18 protein-coding genes are annotated in these 21,106 nt (G+C 42.2%); 10 read left to right on the top strand and 8 right to left on the bottom strand.

Features of this window, described 5'->3' with window-relative positions; genetic code table 11:
* Window positions 1–20: 20 nt before the first annotated feature.
* From ACXAFK_RS04235 to ACXAFK_RS04220, 4 genes are all read left to right on the top strand, one after another.
* Entirely contained in the window at window positions 21–1,562 is a 1,542-nt protein-coding gene (locus ACXAFK_RS04235; RefSeq protein WP_474956916.1) for a hypothetical protein, read from the top strand.
* A 2-nt stretch (window positions 1,563–1,564) separates the two neighbouring features.
* Entirely contained in the window at window positions 1,565–2,674 is a 1,110-nt protein-coding gene (locus ACXAFK_RS04230) for an AsmA family protein (protein ID WP_474956915.1), read from the top strand.
* 279 nt (window positions 2,675–2,953) lie between these two features.
* A complete protein-coding gene (locus tag ACXAFK_RS04225) occupies window positions 2,954–3,688 on the top strand; it encodes a DNA/RNA non-specific endonuclease (protein ID WP_474956914.1) in 735 nt (244 codons plus the stop codon).
* A 395-nt stretch (window positions 3,689–4,083) separates the two neighbouring features.
* Entirely contained in the window at window positions 4,084–6,051 is a 1,968-nt protein-coding gene (locus tag ACXAFK_RS04220; protein ID WP_474956913.1) for a hypothetical protein, read from the top strand.
* Window positions 6,052–6,114: 63 nt separating this feature from the next.
* Here ACXAFK_RS04220 and hemL read toward each other — a convergent pair whose 3' ends face one another.
* The 4 genes from hemL to ACXAFK_RS04200 all read right to left on the bottom strand — a co-directional run bounded on the left by hemL (window position 6,115) and on the right by ACXAFK_RS04200 (window position 10,240).
* Window positions 6,115–7,392: a glutamate-1-semialdehyde 2,1-aminomutase gene (gene hemL, locus ACXAFK_RS04215; RefSeq protein ID WP_474956912.1), complete on the bottom strand. Its 1,278-nt coding sequence runs from the start codon at window positions 7,390–7,392 to the stop codon at window positions 6,115–6,117.
* A 764-nt stretch (window positions 7,393–8,156) separates the two neighbouring features.
* On the bottom strand, window positions 8,157–8,999 hold the full coding sequence (locus tag ACXAFK_RS04210; protein WP_474956911.1) for a glucosaminidase domain-containing protein: 843 nt from the start codon (window positions 8,997–8,999) through the stop codon (window positions 8,157–8,159).
* Entirely contained in the window at window positions 8,996–9,901 is a 906-nt protein-coding gene (locus ACXAFK_RS04205) for a 1-aminocyclopropane-1-carboxylate deaminase/D-cysteine desulfhydrase (RefSeq protein ID WP_474956910.1), read from the bottom strand. Before ACXAFK_RS04205 ends, ACXAFK_RS04210 begins: the two co-directional genes overlap by 4 nt.
* A gap of 9 nt (window positions 9,902–9,910) precedes the next feature.
* On the bottom strand, window positions 9,911–10,240 hold the full coding sequence (locus ACXAFK_RS04200) for a hypothetical protein (RefSeq protein ID WP_224836420.1): 330 nt from the start codon (window positions 10,238–10,240) through the stop codon (window positions 9,911–9,913).
* 173 nt (window positions 10,241–10,413) lie between these two features.
* On the opposite strand from ACXAFK_RS04200, the gene ACXAFK_RS04195 reads away from it, so the two are divergent.
* The 3 genes from ACXAFK_RS04195 (at window position 10,414) to ACXAFK_RS04185 (ending at window position 13,060) form a co-directional block, all read left to right on the top strand.
* A complete protein-coding gene (locus tag ACXAFK_RS04195; protein WP_224836419.1) occupies window positions 10,414–10,572 on the top strand; it encodes a DUF5522 domain-containing protein in 159 nt (52 codons plus the stop codon).
* A 64-nt stretch (window positions 10,573–10,636) separates the two neighbouring features.
* Window positions 10,637–11,206: a DUF4136 domain-containing protein gene (locus ACXAFK_RS04190; RefSeq protein WP_224836418.1), complete on the top strand. Its 570-nt coding sequence runs from the start codon at window positions 10,637–10,639 to the stop codon at window positions 11,204–11,206.
* Between the two features lie 102 nt (window positions 11,207–11,308).
* Window positions 11,309–13,060, top strand: coding sequence for an aromatic amino acid hydroxylase (locus ACXAFK_RS04185; protein WP_474956909.1), 1,752 nt, complete (start codon window positions 11,309–11,311; stop codon window positions 13,058–13,060).
* Here the strand turns inward: ACXAFK_RS04185 and ACXAFK_RS04180 are convergent.
* From ACXAFK_RS04180 to alaS, 4 genes are all read right to left on the bottom strand, one after another.
* Window positions 13,057–14,739, bottom strand: a complete 1,683-nt coding sequence (locus tag ACXAFK_RS04180; protein WP_474956908.1) for a M1 family aminopeptidase — start codon at window positions 14,737–14,739, stop codon at window positions 13,057–13,059. The genes ACXAFK_RS04185 and ACXAFK_RS04180 overlap by 4 nt on opposite strands.
* A gap of 56 nt (window positions 14,740–14,795) precedes the next feature.
* Window positions 14,796–15,410, bottom strand: a complete 615-nt coding sequence (locus ACXAFK_RS04175; RefSeq protein ID WP_474956907.1) for a DUF4230 domain-containing protein — start codon at window positions 15,408–15,410, stop codon at window positions 14,796–14,798.
* Window positions 15,411–16,370: a GSCFA domain-containing protein gene (locus ACXAFK_RS04170; RefSeq protein ID WP_474956906.1), complete on the bottom strand. Its 960-nt coding sequence runs from the start codon at window positions 16,368–16,370 to the stop codon at window positions 15,411–15,413.
* 90 nt (window positions 16,371–16,460) lie between these two features.
* Window positions 16,461–19,073, bottom strand: coding sequence for an alanine--tRNA ligase (gene alaS, locus ACXAFK_RS04165; RefSeq protein ID WP_474956905.1), 2,613 nt, complete (start codon window positions 19,071–19,073; stop codon window positions 16,461–16,463).
* Between the two features lie 104 nt (window positions 19,074–19,177).
* Here alaS and ACXAFK_RS04160 point away from each other — a divergent pair, with 104 nt between their 5' ends.
* The 3 genes from ACXAFK_RS04160 to ACXAFK_RS04150 are packed head-to-tail and all read left to right on the top strand — an operon-like array spanning window position 19,178 to window position 21,103.
* Complete coding sequence (locus ACXAFK_RS04160) at window positions 19,178–20,155, top strand: M23 family metallopeptidase (protein WP_224836411.1); 978 nt, start codon at window positions 19,178–19,180, stop codon at window positions 20,153–20,155.
* Entirely contained in the window at window positions 20,155–20,484 is a 330-nt protein-coding gene (locus tag ACXAFK_RS04155) for a MerR family transcriptional regulator (RefSeq protein WP_224836410.1), read from the top strand. Before ACXAFK_RS04160 ends, ACXAFK_RS04155 begins: the two co-directional genes overlap by 1 nt.
* Before the next feature lie 19 nt (window positions 20,485–20,503).
* Window positions 20,504–21,103, top strand: a complete 600-nt coding sequence (locus ACXAFK_RS04150) for a LemA family protein (RefSeq protein ID WP_224836409.1) — start codon at window positions 20,504–20,506, stop codon at window positions 21,101–21,103.
* The last annotated feature ends 3 nt before the right edge of the window (window positions 21,104–21,106 follow it).

The raw sequence follows: 21,106 nt of genomic DNA, 5'->3' as shown, positions 1-21,106 counted from the left end.
ACAACCTGATCAAAACTTATATGTCCGCACCTAAAAACAAGCGAGCTTTAAAACTGGTAGTCCTTACTTTGGCTATTTTGATGCTGATCGCGATAGCTGCACAACTGTTCTTCACAAGCAAGGTAAAATCCATATTGGAAGAAGAACTACCACCATCTATCCATGTAACTTATGAAACATTGAGCACCAATGTACTATTCGGAAAAATAAGCTTGGGTCAGGTAAATGCAAAGCATAGGGAACAAAACCTGGATTTTAAGGCAGAATCCTTCACCATTTCTGGCTTAAGACTTTTTCCCCTGCTCTTACATGCGGACATTACCATTACCGATCTCACAGTTAAATCCCCTACATTTTCCTATCATCCAACCCAAAAGGGTTCTTCTTCATCAACAACCAAAGAAAAACCCCGAAATACATATACCATCAAAAATTTCAGTTTAGAAAACGGGAACTTTGTGATCGGTAACACAAAATTGGACAGTACAGCAACGGTTAAAGGCATACATCTGTCCATGTCGGACATCCAATTTGATTCGGAAAGTGCAAAAGAGATGATTCCCTTCACCTACGATAAATTTCAATTGAGCACCGAAGACGGCTACTTCCAAATCAACCCATTGGAATATGCGGCCTTTGAACAATTACATCTATCCTCCGAAAAAGGAGGGCTGAAAAAATTTGTATGGCGCACCAGGTACAGCCCTTCCGAACTATCCAAAAAACTGTCCAAGGAACACGACCATTACGACCTAAAGATCGATCATATCGGTTTAAAAAATTGGGGGTTCGGCAGCAAAAGTGGAAAACCCTGTTTCCATTTGTCAGAACTTCTGTTGCAATCCCCAAAATTTCAAGTGTACCGCGACAAATTATTACCAGACGATACCACACATAAAAAACTCTACAACGCAGCCTTGAGGGATATGCAATTGGACTTGCAAGTGGATACTGTTCAAATTTCGAACGGTCTCATTACCTACCAAGAACGGATAGAGGCCGATGTGGAACCAGAAAATGTGAGCTTTTCCGGTATTGAGGCCACCGTGGGCAATCTACACAGCCATGGCCATGGGGAGGTTATGGTGGCCATAAAGGCCAGATTAATGGACAATGCTCCCTTTGCGCTCGATTGGAGTTTTGACCCCCAAAACAAGGCCAACGCATTTTTGGTAAAAGGATCACTATCCAATTTCCAGACCGAAAGCATTAACCCTTTTTTAAAATCCAACCTACAGGCCGAGGTGAAGGGCAACGTACAGCAAATGTATTTTACCATAAACGGCAACGAACTGGAATCGCATGGGGATATAAAAATGAAATACGACAATTTTGAGTTTACCATTCTCAAAAAAAATCGTTTGGGCGTTAACAAACTCCTCACCGCGGTGGTAAATCTCTTTGCCAAAAATGGCCACAAAACCGATAAGGACGGTTTTAGGCACGGTGATTTTACCGTAAAAAGGGAACAGGATAAATCCTTTTTCAATTATTTGTGGCTCAACCTAAAAGCTGGCCTGTTGGACACAGTGACCGGTAATGGAAAAAAAGAAAAAAACTGAGTATGTCGACTAATCGCAAACATATCATCAAAAGAAAACGCTTTCTCGTTCCGGTCATTATCCTTGTGCTTTTGGTGGGCCTTCGGTTGGCGCTCCCCTACCTTGTAAAAAATTATGTAAACAAGGTATTGGCCGATATCCCCGGGTATTATGGCCAGGTGGAGGATATTGACCTTTCCCTGATCACCGGGTCCTACACCATAGATCAATTGTACTTGAACAAAGTAAATGCCGAAACCGAGATTCCTTTCCTCAATTTTGAACGAACGAACATCTCCATTGAGTGGGCCTCGTTGTTAAAAGGCAAAATCGTAAGCGAGATCAGCATGTACCGGCCCTCGCTTATTTATGTGTTCGAGGACCAACAAAAAGAAACGGAAGCAAATGCCAACATTGACGATTGGACCAAAGCGTTGACAGATTTGGTTCCGATCGACATTAACCAACTGGAAATCCACGATGGTAAAATGGCCTTTGTGCAGCTCGCTGCCGACCCCAATATTGATCTTCACCTCGATCAAATAGAGCTATACGCCAACAACCTGCGCAATGTGGTACGCACCGGGGAGCGACTCCCCTCCAACTTGGTGGCCGAAGCCGTATCCTTTGGCGGAGGAAACTTGCATTTGGAGAGTAAAATGGACCTGGTTAAGCAAATCCCGGATATGGATTTGGCCCTCGCTTTGGAAAATGCCGACGCCACTGCCCTGAACAATTTTACCGACCATTATGCAGGCATCGATTTTAACAAGGGCCAGTTTAACTTTTATGGCGAAATGGCGATTGCCGATGGCTATTTAGAAGGTTCCCTAAAACCGATCATTAAAAATGCGAAGTTGATCGGAAAGGAAGATGCTTTTTTGGAAACTCTGTGGGAAGGCTTTGTTGGCTTCTTTAAGTTTGTTCTAAAAAATCACAAGGAGAACACCTTGGCCACCAAAGTGCCCATTGAAGGCGACCTCAACAATGTAAAAACCAAAACGTGGCCCACCGTGATCAATATCTTTAAAAATGGATGGATCGAGGCCTTTAAAAATATTGTGGATAACGATATTGATTATAGAGACGTGCAAAAAACCGCCGATAAAAAGAACAGGAAAGCCAACAACTAGTATTCCGACTTAAAATACCAACCACTGCCTACTGCCTACTGCCTACTGCCTACTGCCTACTGCAAACTATACATTTCCCCCAGTTTTTTTAAGGATTTGATGCAATCGTAATTTATTGATAATTAGTAACTTGAACAAGTCCCCCGTAGAATTTAGAAACAGCTTGGACCAAAGCTACAGAGCGTATGAACTGGATGCCTTACACGGTGTTGGTATATACGCAATGGAGCCACATATTTGTGTCATGCAAAACGAATTTTAAACCTTAAAGCTACTCTTATGGACAATCCTTTTCACATTCAGCGGGAACTCAGGTATGGTGCACCAGTTTGCGATGAAATTTTAATTGGCCGGTATTTCACCATTGGCTATTCTTGGTACTTCCGGCAAGCCAAGTGGACGCTGGAAATCATCAACAGAAACGACTATCTGTTGACCGATGCCGAGCGAATGGATAATTTTCGGGCCGACATCAGAATACCGGAACGGTTTAGAGCGGGTTTAAGTGCTTACCGGGGCAGCGGTTTTGATAGAGGACATTTAGTGGCCAGCGCGAACAACGATATTTTGGAGATACAGAACAGTGAAACCTTTCTAATGTCGAACATGGCGCCACAACGACCCAATTTCAACAGAAGGATATGGCGGGATTTGGAGCAGGCCATTCGAACTTTAAATGACACGGACGACATCTTGGAAACCTATGTTTTGACCTGCCCCATTTTTTATTTTGACCGATTGATCGAAACCATTGGTGATGAACAGGATGATTACGGAATAGACATTCCCATTCCCCATGGGTTTGTAAAAAGTGTTTTGGCTGAGGATAGAAGGGGAAAATTAAAGCTATGGACTTTTGAAATGGAAAACACAGCGCTGGACGGTAACCTGGAAGATTATTTGGTGGTAACCTATGATGCCGAACAGATTGTTGGCGGCCGTTTCTGGGACCGGATTTCGGGTGGTGATATGCACGAACAAAAAAAGAATCCCATAGCCATGTGGGATTATTAAAGTAGTACGCCAATCATATCATCATTGTCACGTTCACAGATTACGGAAAGTACCCCAATATAATGCGCTTTGGCACCCTTTGAATATAGCTACCCACCAACGCAATCTAGCATAGCTAGCACCATGGCCCACTGCAAACTCCCCATTGTCCATTGTTCATTGTCCATTGCTAATTGCCTACTGTCAACTGCATATTGCACCTTTCCCCCAGTTTTTTTAAGGTTTTTCCGTAATGTTATTTTATTGGTAATTAGTAATTTGCCTACTCGCAGCCCCTCCCCTATACTTACTGAACAGAGCATACTTTGTATATGCATCGATAACATTCCTATTTGGGAGTATATGGATGTATTTTATGGTAGAAGAACTAGTTGTATGTCATTTCAAAGAAAAATATGAATAGAACAATACTAAGTTTAGCATTATTAAAAGTAAATTGGTCAAAAGGAGTTGACTATATTGATTGCTTTCTGCCTCTATTAGTAACCACAATTCTCTCTAAACAAATAAAGAACTTTGACATTGAGAACGTTTCACTAATAAAAAAAGCGATTCTTGATGAATATGGTTTGGATTTGCCTAGCTCAGCATTAATTACAATCGTAAATCGAGCGAAAAAGAGGGATTATTTCACAGTTGACAATGGAATATATACTGTGAATGAAACCAAAATCAATGTTGAAGATAATACCAAGGTAAGAGCAGAAATTAACCGAGCTTATAACTACGTTCTCAAGGAACTACAAAAATTTATTAAGCAAAATGCCCCAGAAGGTATAACATTCAATGAAGATGAAATTTCAGAGGGACTTCTTGCTTTTCTGAAACAACATGATGCCGATATTTCTTTTGGAGCTGAAAGTCTCTCTATTCTTCCAAAGGCAGATGCTCCAGAAAAACTGAAATATCTTATTTGTTGGTTTGTTGTAGAAAATTGGGATTCAAATCCTATCCTAGTTAATTACCTTAAGGATATTTCAATTGGACATGCTTTAAGTTCTATAATACTATATGATGAATTTAACCCTTTCAAAGGTAAACTTGCTAATCTTGATATCTACTTAGATACACCATTTATTTTAAGTTTACTTGGAATAAATGGCGAGAAGAGAACTCAACTTTCTGAAGAAATTTTGAGTCAATTAAGAAATGAGAACGCTAACTTATATGTTCTCCAAACAACCATAAGTGAAGTACTTAACATTTTAGACGGATGTAAATCAACCTTAAAAAAAGGAAATGGAATTTCACAATCTCTCTCTGTTCGCATGTGTGTTGAAAACAATATAAAGCCAGAAGATATTGAGCAAATAATGGCTGACTTTTCTGCCAGAATGGAGGAGTTGGGTATTGATGAAAATGAAGTTCCAGATTATGAGGATTACAAGTTGGTAATCAATGAAGAGGAACTTTTTGACACCATTATTGAGTCCTATGAAAAAATAAATCGCGGTGATAAAAAGCCACGAACACTAAATAAGATTAAGGCTAACTTACCAGATTATTTAGAGCGCACAATAAGAAGGGATGTGAAGGTGCTGTCAGGAATATATAGGTTTAGAAAAGGCAAAATTCCAATAAGCATTAAAGATGCCAAGGCTATTTTTGTCACCACTAGTTCAGCATTAGCATTTGCAAGTAGAGTTTTTGAAAACAAGCTTAATAAGCGCAACAATACAATTCCAACTTGTTTTACCGACATATTTCTGTCAACTTTAATATGGATTCAAAATCCTGTTCTTGCTGACAAAATTAATAAGCAGAGGGTTTTATCAGATTGCTATGCAGGAATTAGCCCTTCTGAAGAACTAATTAAGGAATATGAAGCCGAACTCAAAAAACTAAAAGAGAAAGGTAGGATTAACAACTCCACTTATTTAACACTTCGCACACACCACGTTGCTATTGAAATGCTGTCTTCTAAAACATTAGGAGACCCTGAGTTATTTAGTGGTGAGTCCACCTCTCAACTTGTAAACCAGTTCCTAGATAGAATGAGCGAGGAAGAGAGAGCTAAGAGACTAGAAGTTGAATCTGAAAATAAATCATTACAGTCCCAAAATGAGAAATTGACAACCACATTATCACGGAAAGAAGAAAAAATTAATCAAAAGGCAGAAGTATTTGGTCTAAAAGTAGCAAATTTGATTCTTGGTCTTTTTTACATCTTAATTATTTCGTCATTCTTAGTAAGTATTGCATCATTTCTTTTTCCTGCTATATCAAAGACCTTGCAAATTGTTTCCTTTATCATCTTAGGTTTATTGACCATATTCGGATTTAGTCATAAGTTCTCTTCAGACTCAATTAGAAATCCAATAAAGAAGTCAGTAAAAAGAAAAATTCTAAAACTGTTAGAATAATATATGGCATACTACAATATCTACATGCAGTATAGTTAGGGCACTACGCATAGCCAAACGTTATTAAAAAACCCTCCCCACCGCTTCAATCGTCTTATCCAAATCAGCATAACTAAGGGCGTCGTTTAAAAAATAGCTTTCAAAAGCAGAAGGCGGTAAGTACACCCCGTTCTCCAACATGCCGTGGAAATATTTCTTAAACGTATCATTATTGCCCTTCGCCGAGCTGGCAAAATCCACCACAGGTTCGTCCGTAAAGTGTACGGAGATCATACTGCCGTAGCGGTTAATTTGGTGCGTTACACCTTTTTCTGTCAGGGTCTCGGCAATGCCCTTGTGCAAATATTCCGTTTTTTCGGCAAGGCTGTCAAAAATTTCAGGTTGGTTGTTCAACGCGGTAAGCATGGCCAGTCCGGCACTCATCGCCAAAGGATTTCCGCTCAAGGTACCTGCTTGGTACACCGGTCCTTCGGGGGCCAGATGCGCCATAATCTCTGCACGGGCCGCAAACGCCCCTACGGGCAGTCCGCCCCCGATCACTTTTCCGAACATTACAATGTCGGCATCAATGCCCAAGGCTTCCTGTGCGCCCCCTTTCCCGAGACGAAAGCCCGTCATTACCTCATCAAACAACAACAAAATACCTTCTTGGGTGCAGAGTTCGCGTAGGCCTTTTATAAATTCTTCCTTGGGGATAATACAGCCCATATTCCCCGCTACGGGTTCCAAAATAATGGCCGCAATTTCGCCCTTATTCGCTTCCACCAAAGCTTTTACGCCCTCCAAATCGTTGTAATCCGCCAATAGGGTATCCTTGGCCGTGCCCTGCGTAACCCCGGGACTGTTGGGACTACCAAAAGTTACGGCCCCACTCCCGGCCTGTATCAAAAAAGAATCGGAATGGCCGTGGTAGCAGCCCGCAAACTTGATGATTTTGTCCTTGCCCGTGTACCCGCGCGCGAGGCGCACCGCACTCATACAAGCTTCGGTTCCACTGTTTACAAAGCGTATTTTATCGATATTGGGCACCATGGACACCGCCAATTGTGCGAGTTCGGTCTCAATTTCGGTGGGCGTTCCAAAGGAAGTGCCCTTTTTAGCTTTTTCGATAACAGCATTGATCACCGGTTCGTAAGCATGACCCAAAATAAGCGGCCCCCACGAAGCAATGTAATCGATAAGTCGGTTGCCATCGGCATCGTACAAATACGCTCCTTTGGCTTCTTTGATAAAAATAGGGTCGCCCCCTACAGCTTTGAATGCTCTTACTGGTGAATTAACCCCTCCGGGGATGTATTTTTTGGCCTCTGCAAACAAGGCACTGCTTCGTTGGTAGATCATAGTATACTTTTATTCATCCCGTCATGCTGAGTTTATTTCAACATCCCATTGTTGTCAGTCAAAAAAACAATGAGAACCTGAAACGAGTTCAGGTTGACGCAGGTGCTGCAAAGGTAATGAGGATCGTTCGTTCTTGGAAACGGAATTCATAGGGATATGAGGGATGCTTCGTTCTGCCCAGAACGATAATCGGACCATGAAGAACTGCCGTCATGCTGAATTTATTTCAGCATCCCATTGCTGTCGGTCCTAAAACCTTGTGAGAACCTGAAACGAGTTCAGGTTGACGCAGGTGCTGCAAAGGTAATGAGGATCGTTCGTTCTTGGAAACGGAATTCATAGGGATATGAGGGATGCTTCGTTCTGCCCAGAACGATAATCGGACCATGAAGAACTGCCGTCATGCTGAATTTATTTCAACATCCCATTGCTGTCGGTCATAAAACCTTGTGAGAACCTGAAACGAGTTCAGGTTGACACAGGTGCTGCAAAGGTAATGAGGATCGTTCGTTCTTGGAAACGGAATTCATAGGGATATGAGGGATGCTTCGTTCTGCCCAGAACGATAATCGGACCATGAAGAACTGCCGTCATGCTGAATTTATTTCAACATCCCATTGCTGTCGGTCAAAAAAACAATGAGAACCTGAAACGAGTTCAGGTTGACGCAGGTGCTACAAAGGTAATGAGGATCGTTCGTTCTTGGAAACGGAATTCATAAGGATAAGAGAGATGCTTCGTTCTGCCTTGAATGATATTAAAAACTACTGCGCCCTTCGGATATTGAGTATTTGACCTATGGAAATAATATTGCCGTTCAGGTTATTGAGACGGCGCAGTTCCTCGACCGAAATATCGTATCGTTTGGAAATTCCGTAAAGTGTATCCCCTTTCTTCACTTCGTGGGTAAACACTTCATATTGTTTGGTGTCCCTAACCGTGGACAAGCCATTTTCAACGACCTCTTCATCGTACTTATGCAAATCGTACCGTTCTATAAGTGCAATCAACTTTTGGGGATACTTGCGGTCGGTGGCATATCCGGCCTGCCGCAAACCATGAGCCCATTTTTTATAATCGTCCCGTTTATAATTGAACAAAAACGCATAGCGTGAACGTGTGGACAGGAAAATACTATGATCGCGGAAGGAGTACATGGGATGGTTGTATTTTCTAAAACACTCTCCCTTGGCATCATCGTCGTGAAAATCGAACTCGCCCTGCCAGCCGGCATGGCACTTTATCCCAAAATGATTATTGGTTTTTAGGGTGAGCTCCCCACGACCGGAGCCACTCTCCAAAATGCCCTGTGCCAAGGTAATACTGGCGGGTATACCATACGCACGCATTTCGTACTGGGCAATCTCGGCAAAAGTCTCGATATAATGTTGTGTATCCGAAATGGGAAAACGCGCAAAACGCCCGGTATCTTCCGGCATGGGATATAGCCCGGTTTCATCCGTGTTCTCCTTTGGGGAACTCGTGGGAGTTCTGTCGGAATTACTAATGGTCGGAGCCCCCTTACGGTGGGTACTACGTTTCTTTTTTGCACCACAGCTAGAAAGCAAAAGCGCCACTATCAATACATAACCTATTTGCCTGATCATACGTCCAATAACGGTAAATTCTTCTTTTTCAATACAAGGTTCATGCCTTTTATGCCCTGCAGCCCCCCTGTATGGATTGCCAAGATTTGGGTTCCTGGTGTAAAAAAATCCTTTTTTATAAGGTCAAAAATACCAAAAAGCATCTTACCTGTGTATATGGGATCCAGTGGGATGCCTGTTTTTTGTTTAAAAAGATTGATGAACTCGATCAGTTCGGCATTTAATTTGGCGTACCCTCCAAAATGATAATCCATAATAAGGCGCCATTGACCGCTATGTGAATATTTTTGAATTTCGTGGGTTAAAAAATCACCCTTCAAGGCCGGGAATCCCAAGACGGTCTGATGCGCTCTGGATGCATTGATAAGCCCTGCCATGGTACCACCTGTACCCACCGCACTACAGATGTAATCGAATTGAGCATCGAATTCCGTTAAAATTTCGGCACAGCCTTTTACTGCCAAAGTGTTGGTTCCACCTTCGGGCAACAGATAAAAATCACCAAATTTTTCTTTTAACTTTTCAACAAAGGCCTGAGTTTCTTTAGTCCGATAATCGCGGCGAGACACAAAATGGAACTGCATGCCATGTTCGTGGGCAAGTTTTAAAGTCGGATTGCTCTGCCATTTGTCCGCCAGTTCTTCGCCACGTATCACCCCTATTGTTGGTATGCCTTGTTCAAACCCTGCAAAGGCAGTGGCGGCTATATGGTTGGAAAAGGCCCCACCAAAGGTGAGCAAGGTACTTTTGCCCTGGTTTTTGGCCTCGATCAAGTTATATTTAAGTTTACGGTACTTGTTCCCAGATATAAAGGGATGGATAGTATCCTCTCTTTTCAGGCAAAGGCGAATGCCCTTTTCTTTCAAAAGGGGCAAATCAATATACTGATCGGGTATGTTCAATCTAAAAAATTAACGGGTCAGGTACTGCAAAAACCCAAAGGTTTTCCGCTTGGAAAGATACTGCATATCCTTTTCATTGGTATAGGCTTCCCGTTCAAAACTTATATTCTGGTAGGCACGGTAACTGTCCAAATACAATACCGTACGCAACAACCATTCGGAAACATAAAGAATATAAAAAGGTAATATGAGCAGTTCCCTTTGTTGTTTTAAATGGATGCGCTCGTGGTTGATGAGCACCTCATCCGCTTTTAAGGAATCTTCCTTTAGAATAATGAATGGCCAAAGCGAAAGGCCAACATAATTTTTATAAAAGAAATGTTTAAAAACGAGTATCAAATGGTTACTGTCAATTGGTTACCAACAAATATAACTGCAAAAAGCGCTCAAAATTGGACAGTTACGATAATTCCATCAACAATTTCGGTGAACAACATTGTTTTCAAAATCCTAAATCCTTGGCAGTTTTGGCACGAAAGCCTTATTTTTAGGTAGTAAAAGCTGGGCTACGGATGAAAGAGCGCATTCCACTGGAAGAAGGAGATTATTATTTATCGGAACATGGATATCGGGTTTTTACCGAGCAATATCACCTAAAACGTGGATACTGTTGCGAAAGTGGTTGCCGACATTGCCCGTTTGGCTACGACCCTAAAATCAACGCTCAATAATTTAATTTTCGGCATAATATTTGTGGTCTTTTTAGGGATATCTCAAACAATTAAAAAAAGTACTATGAAAAGTTTAACACGTTTGGCACTTGCCGTCTTCTGCATCGGGTTTTTAGCTTCTTGTTCCTCTGTTCGGGTTGTTTCCGATTATGATCAGAAAGCTGACTTCAACAATTACAAGAGTTACGCCTTTTATAAAACCGGAATAGATAAAGCCCAAATTTCCGATTTGGACAAAAAAAGAATCCTGCGCGCCATTGAGGCCGAAATGGGGTCAAGAGGTTTTGTTAAATCGGATAAGCCCGATATGCTGATCAGTATATTCACCAAAGAACGCGAACGTGTAGATGTGTACAACAACAACTTCGGCTGGGGCTGGGGTTGGGGCTGGGGTCCTGCATGGGCCTGGGGCCCGGGTTGGGGCTGGGGAGGCAACAATGTAAGCACAAGTACCGAGGGCTCTCTATATATTGATGTGATCGATGCCAATAAAAAAGAACTGGTATGGCAAGGTCGTGGAATAGGCACCTTGAACAATACCAATAATATTGAAAAGAAAGAACAGCGTATCCGTGAATTTGTTTCCCAAATTCTCGAGAAATACCCCCCACAAATGGCCGTGGCCACCAACTAAAATTTAGACCGCCCTTTAGGGCGGTTTTTTATTGCGCTTAACGATTCTTAAGAAAATATCCTATATCGATTTCGTATATTTAGGTCGCATAAAAATTGACCTATGAACTACGAATCCAATCCAATTCTGGACAAACTCCCAAAACACCTGAAACAATTCATAAAGCCCCAAAATTATGAAGAGTACACGGCTATAGACCAGGCTGTTTGGCGTTATGTTATGCGCAAGAATGTAGATTATTTGAGCAAAGTGGCCCATAAATCTTATGTAGATGGCCTAAAAAAGACCGGAATTTCCATTGACCACATTCCCAATATGTATGGCATGAACCGAATCTTGAAAGAAATTGGTTGGGCAGCCGTTGCTGTGGACGGATTTATCCCGCCTTCGGCCTTTATGGAGTTCCAGGCTTATAACGTACTCGTAATCGCATCGGACATTCGACAACTTGAAAACATCGAATATACCCCTGCCCCGGATATTATCCACGAAGGTGCCGGACATGCCCCTATTATCGCCAATCCAGAATATGCGGAATACTTGCGCAGGTTCGGGGAAATTGGCTGCAAGGCGATTTCCAGTGCAAAAGACTACGAACTCTATAATGCGGTTCGCCATCTTTCGATAATAAAAGAGGCACATGGAACTCCTCAAAGTGAGATAGAAGAAGCGGAAGAACACATTGAACATCTACAAAAAAATATGGGCGAACCCAGTGAAATGGCGCTTATCCGAAACCTGCACTGGTGGACAGTGGAATATGGCCTCATCGGAACTGTGGACAACCCAAAAATTTATGGAGCGGGACTACTTTCCTCTATTGGCGAAAGTGCTTGGTGCATGACGGACAAGGTGAAAAAAATTCCCTACTCCATCGAAGCGGCACATACCGAATTCGACATTACCAAACCTCAACCCCAGCTTTTTGTAACACCCGATTTTGCCTTTTTGAGCCAGGTACTGGAAGACTTTGCCAACACCATGGCCGTGCGGACGGGAGGTCTGGCAGGGATTAAAAAATTGATAGCCTCCAAAGCACTCGGCACTATTGAACTAAGCACTGGTCTGCAAATCTCGGGAGAGTTCAGCAACGTGATCGAAAATAACGCGAAACCGATCTACATACAGACCAACAGCGGAACTGCACTGGCCTATCGAGAAAAAGAACTTGTTGGGCACAGTATAGCCCACCATGCCGAAGGTTTTGGTTCACCGATCGGTAAATTGAAAGGCATCAATATCGCGATCGAAGATATGGGGCCAAGAGACCTTAAGGCCTACAAAATATATGAAGGAGAACAGATAACCCTCGAATTTGAAGGTGGAATTAAAGTAACGGGAACCATTGTTACCGGAACCCGTAATCTAATGGGCAAAATCATATTGATAACATTTGAAAACTGTACGGTTACGCATGGCGACAATGTGTTGTTCCAACCCGACTGGGGTTTGTACCACATGGCTGTTGGCCAAAATATTGTTTCGGCCTACAACGGCCCTGCCGACCTGAACAGCTTTAATTTAATGAGCCATCAAATCACAGAAAGTACCATCAAACCCAAGAAAAGCGAAAAAAGATTACAACTGGAGTTATTTTATAAACAAGTGAGGGAGTTTAGGGAAGGAACAAATACCACAATTTCCCGAAACAAGGTATTAAAAGCCCTAAAAAAGGACCATCCAAAGGACTGGTTACTGCCCGTAGAATTGTATGAGCTTGCCAAGCAGGACAATAATCTGGCTTTTCAGAAAGAGATTATGGAACACTTGGAGCACATTAAGCAGGATAATCCAAAAGTGGGCCATTTGATCGATGACGGACTACAGCTTTTGGATATAGCATTGGTAAGCTAAAATCCAAGCTTTTCGATATTTTCTGCAGCGGGCTTCAATTGGGGTACCGCTGCTTTTGTTACTGGGTAATACGATATATTGAACTCCTCACCGTTTCTTCGGAGACCCAGCTCAACTTTATGATCAATATTGCCTTGCCATATGCTTCGGGAAAATACCTCATCACCTTCTCGGACACCTGCTTCCCAAGCCTTGCTTCCTTCTGTTACGCTTGCAATTTCCTTTCGGTCATCGGTAAATTTAAAACCCAACTCGTAAATATCACTTTCCGCACTGTATTCCAATGCCAGTGCATCAAACAGTGCTACCAAATCCACTTTTTGCCCTTCTTCAATATACTTTTGGAAAACCGATTCAAAATCACCATCCCAAAACCCATCCATCACTTGAATGAAATAATCATGGGTCAGTTTTTGGTCCTTAGTGGTAGCATCTGCATAGATCTGATGCATTACATGGTCCAAACTTTGGCTACCATCACCTATTTGTTGAATTTTCTGATCAAGGTAAAAGGCAAAAATCGCCCCTCGCCAATACGGCAGTTTGGAATACTCATAATCGGACCAAAAGTTATCGTAGTTGATTTCAGCATTGGGTACCTCGCCTATCGATGATGCGTATAGATCTCTAATAGTACGATTGATTTCTTGAACAAAAAAAGCACCGTCCAGACCATTGATCTTGTTTTTCGCAATATTCTTATAAGTATAATATTCGGTAAACCCCTCACTGAACCAATATTGTTCTTCCTCGTTATCGTTGGTTATGGTATGCCCGATCCAATTGTGCATTAACTCGTGGTTGAAAAGATACACCATTTGACCAATATCGGTCTGGTCGTTGTTGGAAACCGATGTTGCAAAGGAATTGGTTAGACCAGTACCTTGAAAACTACTGCCATTTTCTTGCGGAAAGGGTTGCAGGGTAACTGTAAAATAGTCTTGGGAATGATCGTTCCAAAAGTTTCGCTGACAGGTCAAGGTCTTTTCCAAAACCAGAAAAACGTCTTCATCCGCAAAAGGAATCCAATCGCCTCGGGTGGCCAAGCTGACCCTGTTCCCTTGTATTTGCCCCTCATAAATTCTAAAATCACCTCCAACAAAAATGGCGCTATTGAACAAATCCATATCCTGGTTTTGTAATAGTTGCATTTTCTTATTACTCCCAAAACTGTTGTGAACAACATAATCTTTCCCAAAAGATGTCCAATCCAAGACAATATCCATGCTATGCTTTGCATTTTCCGGCACCATGAACAAATTATGGGAAAACACATGGAAATAATCTGAATTGATAATAGGTCGGTATATTTCCCGAGTTGAAATTTCTCCTTCAAAATCCTGTTTAAGAAAATATTCAAACTCCAATTTTTTCACCCCTTTCGGATGCATTAATACAATCCGACCACTATCCACATCTTTTTCCACCACGCCTTCTACATTTAAAAGTTCCATACGGCCAAGTGTTTTAAACAGGTCTTCTTCGCCCCATGCTTCGTTGGGAAAAGAAAGCAATGTAGTGCCGTCCGAACTGGCCTCTAAGGTCATTTTTATTTTAAGTTGCGGAATACTATCTACCAACACAGCAGAAATTTCGTAGCTGATATCGGATTCTGGTTTTTGCTGACAGGAAACAAAAATTATGGCTAAAAGGGCGGTTAGCAGTACTCTTTTAAACATGGTTTTGATTGATTGATGTATCTATAAAGACGCAAAAATGGTCGAAATGTGACACCTCAATCCAAAATATTTTTCAATTGTACGGTATTTTCCACCGGGGTATTTTTATATACCAACGTCCATCCCATGGAATCGGTCAGCACCAAAATGCGTGAAAGTTCGCTCAACAATCGGTTCTCTGCGTTCGATCGTAAGGATGAGGCTTCTATTTTCTTCATCAAGGACTGTTTCACATTTTGTTTAATGGCATTATAATCCCCTGCATTAAATGGATTCAAGTAATCTGCGGTAACATCGTAATATTCAAAATCAGGATTAATGGTAATTTCCGGCTCCGGAATGTACCTTAAGGTCAATACTTTATTTTCCCGATCAACATCGTAATCGATCTTGGACATATCGTATGCCACGGACACATCGGCATTGACCACCACCAAAGCTTTTTTATTTGCCGTTATCAATGGACCGAACAGTTCTTTGGAGTCTTTGTAATTGTACACTTCGGCAAAATGACCTTCGGTGACCACCAATTTGGACACATTGCGCAGTTCTTGCTGGATCAGCATGGAGTTTTCTTCCAGTATGGATTTTTGGGAACGATCTTCCGTACACGATTTATAAATTAACACGGAGGCCAACGCAATCACCGCCCCTACTAGGATTTTCTTCATTTAACTGAATTTCATGAAAGGATACCTTTCTTGAAGATACGTAATTTTTGTTCGGAGCGATGTTTTAAACTTTTGATGGGCTTCAGAATCCGGGTTGAACGGTCGATGTAGGAACCCTTTTTGTACAGAATCTACCCTATCCATCACGGCATAGGAAGTCGAGGTAATCCAGACCGATTTAAACTTTTCCCAAATGTAATCCACTGCTAACTGATTGGGATGCACCATATCCATTCCATAAAATCGATAATCACGAAGCTCGTCCATCATAATTTCATAAGACGGAAAGTACCCAAGGCCTCTAGACTGCGTTCGAGATGACAATAACGAATGGACTGCGGCTATCAGATGCGCCTTGCTTCGCTGGTTTTCCACAAAACCATCTTTTAAATGTCGGACAGGAGAAACCGTGAAAATAATTTGTGCCTTGGGGTTTACCTTTGTTATATTGTCTACAATCGAATCCAGGCAAGATTCAATTGCCTCGATACTCAACAATTTTTTTGCAAACTGTTTTTGGGGCACTTTATGGCAATTGGCCACTATTTTGTTGGAATCCAAATATTCATAGACCCAAGCCGTTCCCAAAGTAATGATGATATGGGATGACACCCCCAACCAAGTCTCGGTTTCCTTTAACCTTTGGTTCAGTATTTGTAACAACGCTTCGGGATTATCGGAACGCAAATCGGAATGCGCGTCGAAACAGCGCCAAATCCCATCCTGCTCAAATATCTCTTCTAGCTTATAATCCCTTCCGTTTAGGGCTCTTTCAATTAAATTCTCAATGGCCAAAGGATGGAACAATATCCCAAAAGGATTCTGAAGTTGTTGAAACTGGAAATAGTCCAACTTAGCCCCCATATTCTCAACAAAACAAGAACCTAAAAGCACCAATTTATTTTGATAATCTATTGGATTATCACTAGGGCTTAAAGGTATTTTGGTTTGTAGTTCCATCGAATTATAAATGTTAGTTCGAGAGCAGTCGAGAACATCATGGCAACACATCACACCTATGCACGATGCGACAAAGGAATTCTCAGGAAACTACTTTAGGTATTCCTTTACCTTGTTGAGTGCTTCGGGAATCCCTGCCGGGTTTTTACCCCCCGCAGTGGCAAAAAACGGTTGTCCACCTCCGCCGCCTTGGATGTATTTGCCCAATTCACGGACAATGGCTCCGGCATTCAAATCTTTATCTTTCACCAAATCTTTGGAAATGTAGCAAGATAATATGGCTTTTCCGTCTTTTTCCGAAGCAAGGAACAGGAATAAATCATCTACCTGTCCACCCATTTCAAAAGCAAGGTCCTTGATACCACCTGCATCCAAATCCACTTTTTTGGATAGGAATTTAATATCATTGATATCTTCCAATTCGGAAATCAGTTCGTTTTTGAGTCCTTTGGCCTTGTCCTTCAATAATTGCTCCACTTGTTTTTTAAGGGCTGCATTCTCTTCTTGCAAACTTGCCACGGATTTTACCGGATCCTGGGTGTTTTTCAGCAAATCCTTAATCTCGAACAACATGCGGTTGTTGTTAAAATAAAATTCCTTTACCGCATCGGAAGTAATAGCTTCGATCCTGCGTATTCCTGCCGCCACAGCTCCTTCGGACACAATTTTAAAATGCCATATATCCGCTGTATTGTTTACGTGAGTACCGCCGCAAAGCTCAATGGATTGACCAAAACGGACGGTGCGGACCGTATCGCCATATTTTTCACCAAAAAGTGCCATGGCCCCTTGTTCCATAGCTTCTTTCATGGGAACATTTCTGTTTTCTTCCAAAGGAAGGTGCCCATCTATTCGAGCATTTACAAAGTTTTCCACTTCCCTAAGCTCTTCCGTCGTCAATTTTGAAAAATGGGAGAAATCGAATCGTAAATATTTGGAATGGACAGCGGACCCTTTCTGTTCCACATGGCTTCCCAATACCTCGCGCAATGCTTGATGCAGCAAGTGCGTTGCGGTATGGTTAGAAGCTGTTCTCCAACGCTGTTTCTGGTCTACCATAGCTTTGAAGGTTCCAGAGACTTCCTTGGGCAGCGACTTGGCAAAATGAACAATTTCGTTGTTCTCCCGTTTGGTGTCCACAATGTAAGTAACATCGCCATTAGAGGCTTCCAAGTAACCCTTATCCCCTACCTGACCACCACCTTCGGCATAAAACGGGGTAAGATTAAACACCATTTGATATTGATCTCCTTCTTTTTTACTGGTGACCTTCCTATACTTAACCAATTTTACGGTAGCTTCCAAGCTATCATACCCGATAAATTCCTGCTCGGTATCTGTCAATAGAACATTCCAATCGTCCTTGGTAACTTCGGAAGCTGCCCTTGATCGATCCTTTTGGGCCTTTAGGGCCTTTTCGAATCCTTCCACATCCAATTGATAGCCTTTCTCTTCCAAAATAAGGGCGGTCAAATCTATCGGGAAACCAAAAGTATCGTAAAGCTCAAAGGCCTTATCGCCAGCAATAGTTTTGTTTTTTGATGATTTTATCACGGAATCCAACAATACCAATCCTTGTTCCAAAGTGCTCAAAAAAGAGCTCTCCTCTTCTTTTATCACGTTCTCTATCAATTGATATTGCTCCTTCAACTCTGGGAAAGCCTTTCCCATTTGCTCGCTCAACACCTTTACCAAACGGTATATAAAAGGTTTATTGGTATCCAAAAAAGTGAATCCATAGCGTATGGCGCGGCGTAGAATCCTTCGGATTACATAACCGGCGCCGGTGTTGCTGGGCAACTGCCCATCGGCAATGGAAAAAGCAACTGCCCTAACATGGTCGCAGATTACCCGGATGGCAATATCCGTCTGCTCTTCCTTACCGTATTTTTTTCCTGTGATGATTTCCACCTCTCGTATAAGCGGGGTAAAAACATCGGTATCGTAGTTGGATTGTTTTCCTTGGAGCACCATACAAAGGCGCTCAAAGCCCATTCCTGTATCAATATGGTTTTCGGGAAGTGGTTCCAAGCTTCCATTGGCCTTACGGTTGAACTGCATAAATACCAAGTTCCAGATTTCCACAACTTGTGGGTGATCTTGGTTTACCAATGAAGCGCCATCGACTTTATCCCTGTCCTTTTTGGATCGGATATCCACGTGGATTTCGGAACAGGGTCCACATGGCCCCTGATCGCCCATTTCCCAAAAGTTGTCCTTTTTGTTCCCCTTTATAATTCGGTTTTCGGGCACTATCGCTTTCCACAGATCATAAGCCTCTTGATCCAAGGGCAAACCATCATCCTCACTACCTTCAAAAATAGAAACGTACAAGCGATCCTTATCAATTTTATATACCTCTGTGAGCAGTTCCCAAGCCCAGGCAATGGCCTCTTTTTTAAAATAATCCCCTACGCTCCAATTCCCTAACATCTCGAACATGGTGTGGTGGTAGGTATCTTTCCCTACCTCTTCCAAATCGTTGTGCTTTCCGCTCACACGCAAGCATTTTTGAGTATCCGTCAAACGTTTGTGCTTTGGCACGGAGTTGCCCAAAAAGTATTCCTTGAATTGGTTCATTCCCGCATTGGTGAACATTAAAGTAGGGTCGTCCTTCATTACCATGGGCGCGGATGGAACAATCTTGTGGCTCTTTTCTTTAAAAAAGTTTAAAAACTGTTTTCTAACTTCTTGGGATGTCATTGAATTCCTAGGGTTTTCTTAAATTTAACACTTTAAGCAAAACAATTTTTATATTTGTTTGTTCTGTTTAAAATGAGTGAGCAAAAATAGGATAAAATCCATTCATGTCTAAAGTAAAGTACTATTACGATCCGGACACGCTTTCGTACCGAAAGATAGAGCCCAAAAAATCCAAGCGCTACAGGAATGTTTTCTTGTTTCTTTTGGGTTCTGCCTTGTTCGGTTTTCTTGGTCTCATCATTCTTTTGAATACACGTTGGGTGAATACCCCAAAGGAGCTTTCCTTGGAACGCGAAGTACGCAACTATGAGCTCCAATTTGAGATCCTTGGTCGCAAGATGGACCAAATGGAACAGGTCTTGGCCAATATCGAGGATAGGGACAACAATATTTACCGATTATATTTTGAAGCCAATCCCATACCCGAAGAACAGCGTAGGGCCGGTTTTGGTGGAATCAATCGATATAAGGACCTTGAGGGTTTCAATAATTCAGAGATCATCATCGATGCCACAAAACGATTGGACATTATTCAAAAGGAAATGGTTATCCAATCCAAATCTTTGGATGAAATTGCCAAGTTAGCGGAAGAAAAAGAAAAACTTTTGGCCTCTATTCCGGCAATTCAACCTGTGAGCAACGAAGACCTTACCCGAATGGCCTCTGGGTTCGGTTGGCGTTCCGACCCATTTACCAAAGCTAGAAAAATGCATTGGGGCATGGATTTTACGGCACCACGGGGCACACCGATCTATGCGACCGGAGATGGCAAAGTGGTTCGGGCGGATAATAGGTCTTCCGGTTATGGAAAACACGTAAGAATAGACCATGGGTATGGTTACATTTCCTTGTACGGGCACATGAGCAAGTACAATGTTACCGTAGGCCAAAAAGTAAAAAGAGGCGACCTGATTGGCTTTGTAGGCAGTACGGGACGCTCCCAAGCACCCCACGTCCACTACGAAGTGTTCAAGGACGGGGAACGCATTAACCCGATCAACTTCTACTACGGAAGTTTATCTGCTGAAGAATTTGAGAACATGCTCAGGTTGGCGAACCAAGAGAACCAATCACTGGATTAATGCACATAGACCTGCCAGAAAAACGATACTATGGCATTGGCGAAGTAGCCAAGGCCTTTGGGGTGAACACATCCCTGATTCGTTTTTGGGAGAAAGAATTCGATGTACTCCAGCCCAAAAAGAATGCCAAGGGCAATCGAAAATTCACGCCGCAGGATATTCAGAACCTTCAATTGATCTATCATTTGGTCAAAGAACGCGGGTTTACCCTCGAAGGAGCCAAAATCCATCTGAAAGAAGAAAAGCAAAAAGTACTGTCCAACTTCGAGGTAATTCAAAAATTACAAAAAGTAAGGGCCGAACTACTCAAGATAAAAGATCAACTTTAAACACTAATTCCATAGCAAAATGAAAAAATGGTTAATCCCCTTGATTATTGTCTTAGTCATTGTCTTTGGACTATACCAATGGGCAGTAAGTTTCAACAACACGGCCGTACAATACGAAGCAGATGCAAAAACAGCTTGGGCCAATGTGGAGAGCTCCTACCAACGTAGAAACGATTTGATCGGGAATTTGGTAAAGACCGTTCAGGGTGCCGCCGATTTTGAAAGAGGCACTTTGACCGATGTAATCGAAGCACGAGCCAAAGCAACATCCACCAACATAGATGCCAACAATATTACACCGGAACAGTTAGCGGAATTCCAACAAGCCCAAACAGGGCTTTCCTCTGCACTATCGAGATTGCTCGTTACCGTGGAGCGTTACCCCGAATTAAAGGCCAATCAGAACTTTTTGGAGCTTCAATCGCAACTGGAAGGCACCGAAAACCGAATCAATGTTGCCCGGGATAGATTTAACGAGAAGGTGAACATTTATGATGTCCATATCTCAAAATTTCCCGGCAAATTACTTGCCGGTTGGTTTGGCTTTGAGGAAATGCCGAGATATTCTGCAGATCCAGGTTCAGAAAATGCTCCGGATGTAAACTTCGAATTCAATTAAACC

The organism is Flagellimonas sp. ABD4_174 (genome assembly GCF_056160185.1).
The sequence above is the reverse complement of the archived record's forward strand: the minus strand, read 5'-3'. Positions and strand labels throughout refer to the sequence as shown.

What these genes read in the sequence shown, in the direction of transcription:
- ACXAFK_RS04235 (WP_474956916.1), top strand. Translation starts at nt 21, where the DNA reads ATGTCCGCACCTAAAAACAAGCGAGCTTTAAAACTGGTAGTCCTTACT.
- ACXAFK_RS04175 (WP_474956907.1), bottom strand. Translation starts at nt 15,410, where the DNA reads ATGAAGAAAATCCTAGTAGGGGCGGTGATTGCGTTGGCCTCCGTGTTA.
- ACXAFK_RS04210 (WP_474956911.1), bottom strand. Translation starts at nt 8,999, where the DNA reads ATGATCAGGCAAATAGGTTATGTATTGATAGTGGCGCTTTTGCTTTCT.
- ACXAFK_RS04155 (WP_224836410.1), top strand. Translation starts at nt 20,155, where the DNA reads ATGCACATAGACCTGCCAGAAAAACGATACTATGGCATTGGCGAAGTA.
- ACXAFK_RS04170 (WP_474956906.1), bottom strand. Translation starts at nt 16,370, where the DNA reads ATGGAACTACAAACCAAAATACCTTTAAGCCCTAGTGATAATCCAATA.
- ACXAFK_RS04185 (WP_474956909.1), top strand. Translation starts at nt 11,309, where the DNA reads ATGAACTACGAATCCAATCCAATTCTGGACAAACTCCCAAAACACCTG.
- ACXAFK_RS04225 (WP_474956914.1), top strand. Translation starts at nt 2,954, where the DNA reads ATGGACAATCCTTTTCACATTCAGCGGGAACTCAGGTATGGTGCACCA.
- ACXAFK_RS04220 (WP_474956913.1), top strand. Translation starts at nt 4,084, where the DNA reads ATGAATAGAACAATACTAAGTTTAGCATTATTAAAAGTAAATTGGTCA.
- alaS (WP_474956905.1), bottom strand. Translation starts at nt 19,073, where the DNA reads ATGACATCCCAAGAAGTTAGAAAACAGTTTTTAAACTTTTTTAAAGAA.
- ACXAFK_RS04180 (WP_474956908.1), bottom strand. Translation starts at nt 14,739, where the DNA reads ATGTTTAAAAGAGTACTGCTAACCGCCCTTTTAGCCATAATTTTTGTT.
- hemL (WP_474956912.1), bottom strand. Translation starts at nt 7,392, where the DNA reads ATGATCTACCAACGAAGCAGTGCCTTGTTTGCAGAGGCCAAAAAATAC.
- ACXAFK_RS04150 (WP_224836409.1), top strand. Translation starts at nt 20,504, where the DNA reads ATGAAAAAATGGTTAATCCCCTTGATTATTGTCTTAGTCATTGTCTTT.
- ACXAFK_RS04160 (WP_224836411.1), top strand. Translation starts at nt 19,178, where the DNA reads ATGTCTAAAGTAAAGTACTATTACGATCCGGACACGCTTTCGTACCGA.
- ACXAFK_RS04230 (WP_474956915.1), top strand. Translation starts at nt 1,565, where the DNA reads ATGTCGACTAATCGCAAACATATCATCAAAAGAAAACGCTTTCTCGTT.
- ACXAFK_RS04190 (WP_224836418.1), top strand. Translation starts at nt 10,637, where the DNA reads ATGAAAAGTTTAACACGTTTGGCACTTGCCGTCTTCTGCATCGGGTTT.
- ACXAFK_RS04195 (WP_224836419.1), top strand. Translation starts at nt 10,414, where the DNA reads ATGAAAGAGCGCATTCCACTGGAAGAAGGAGATTATTATTTATCGGAA.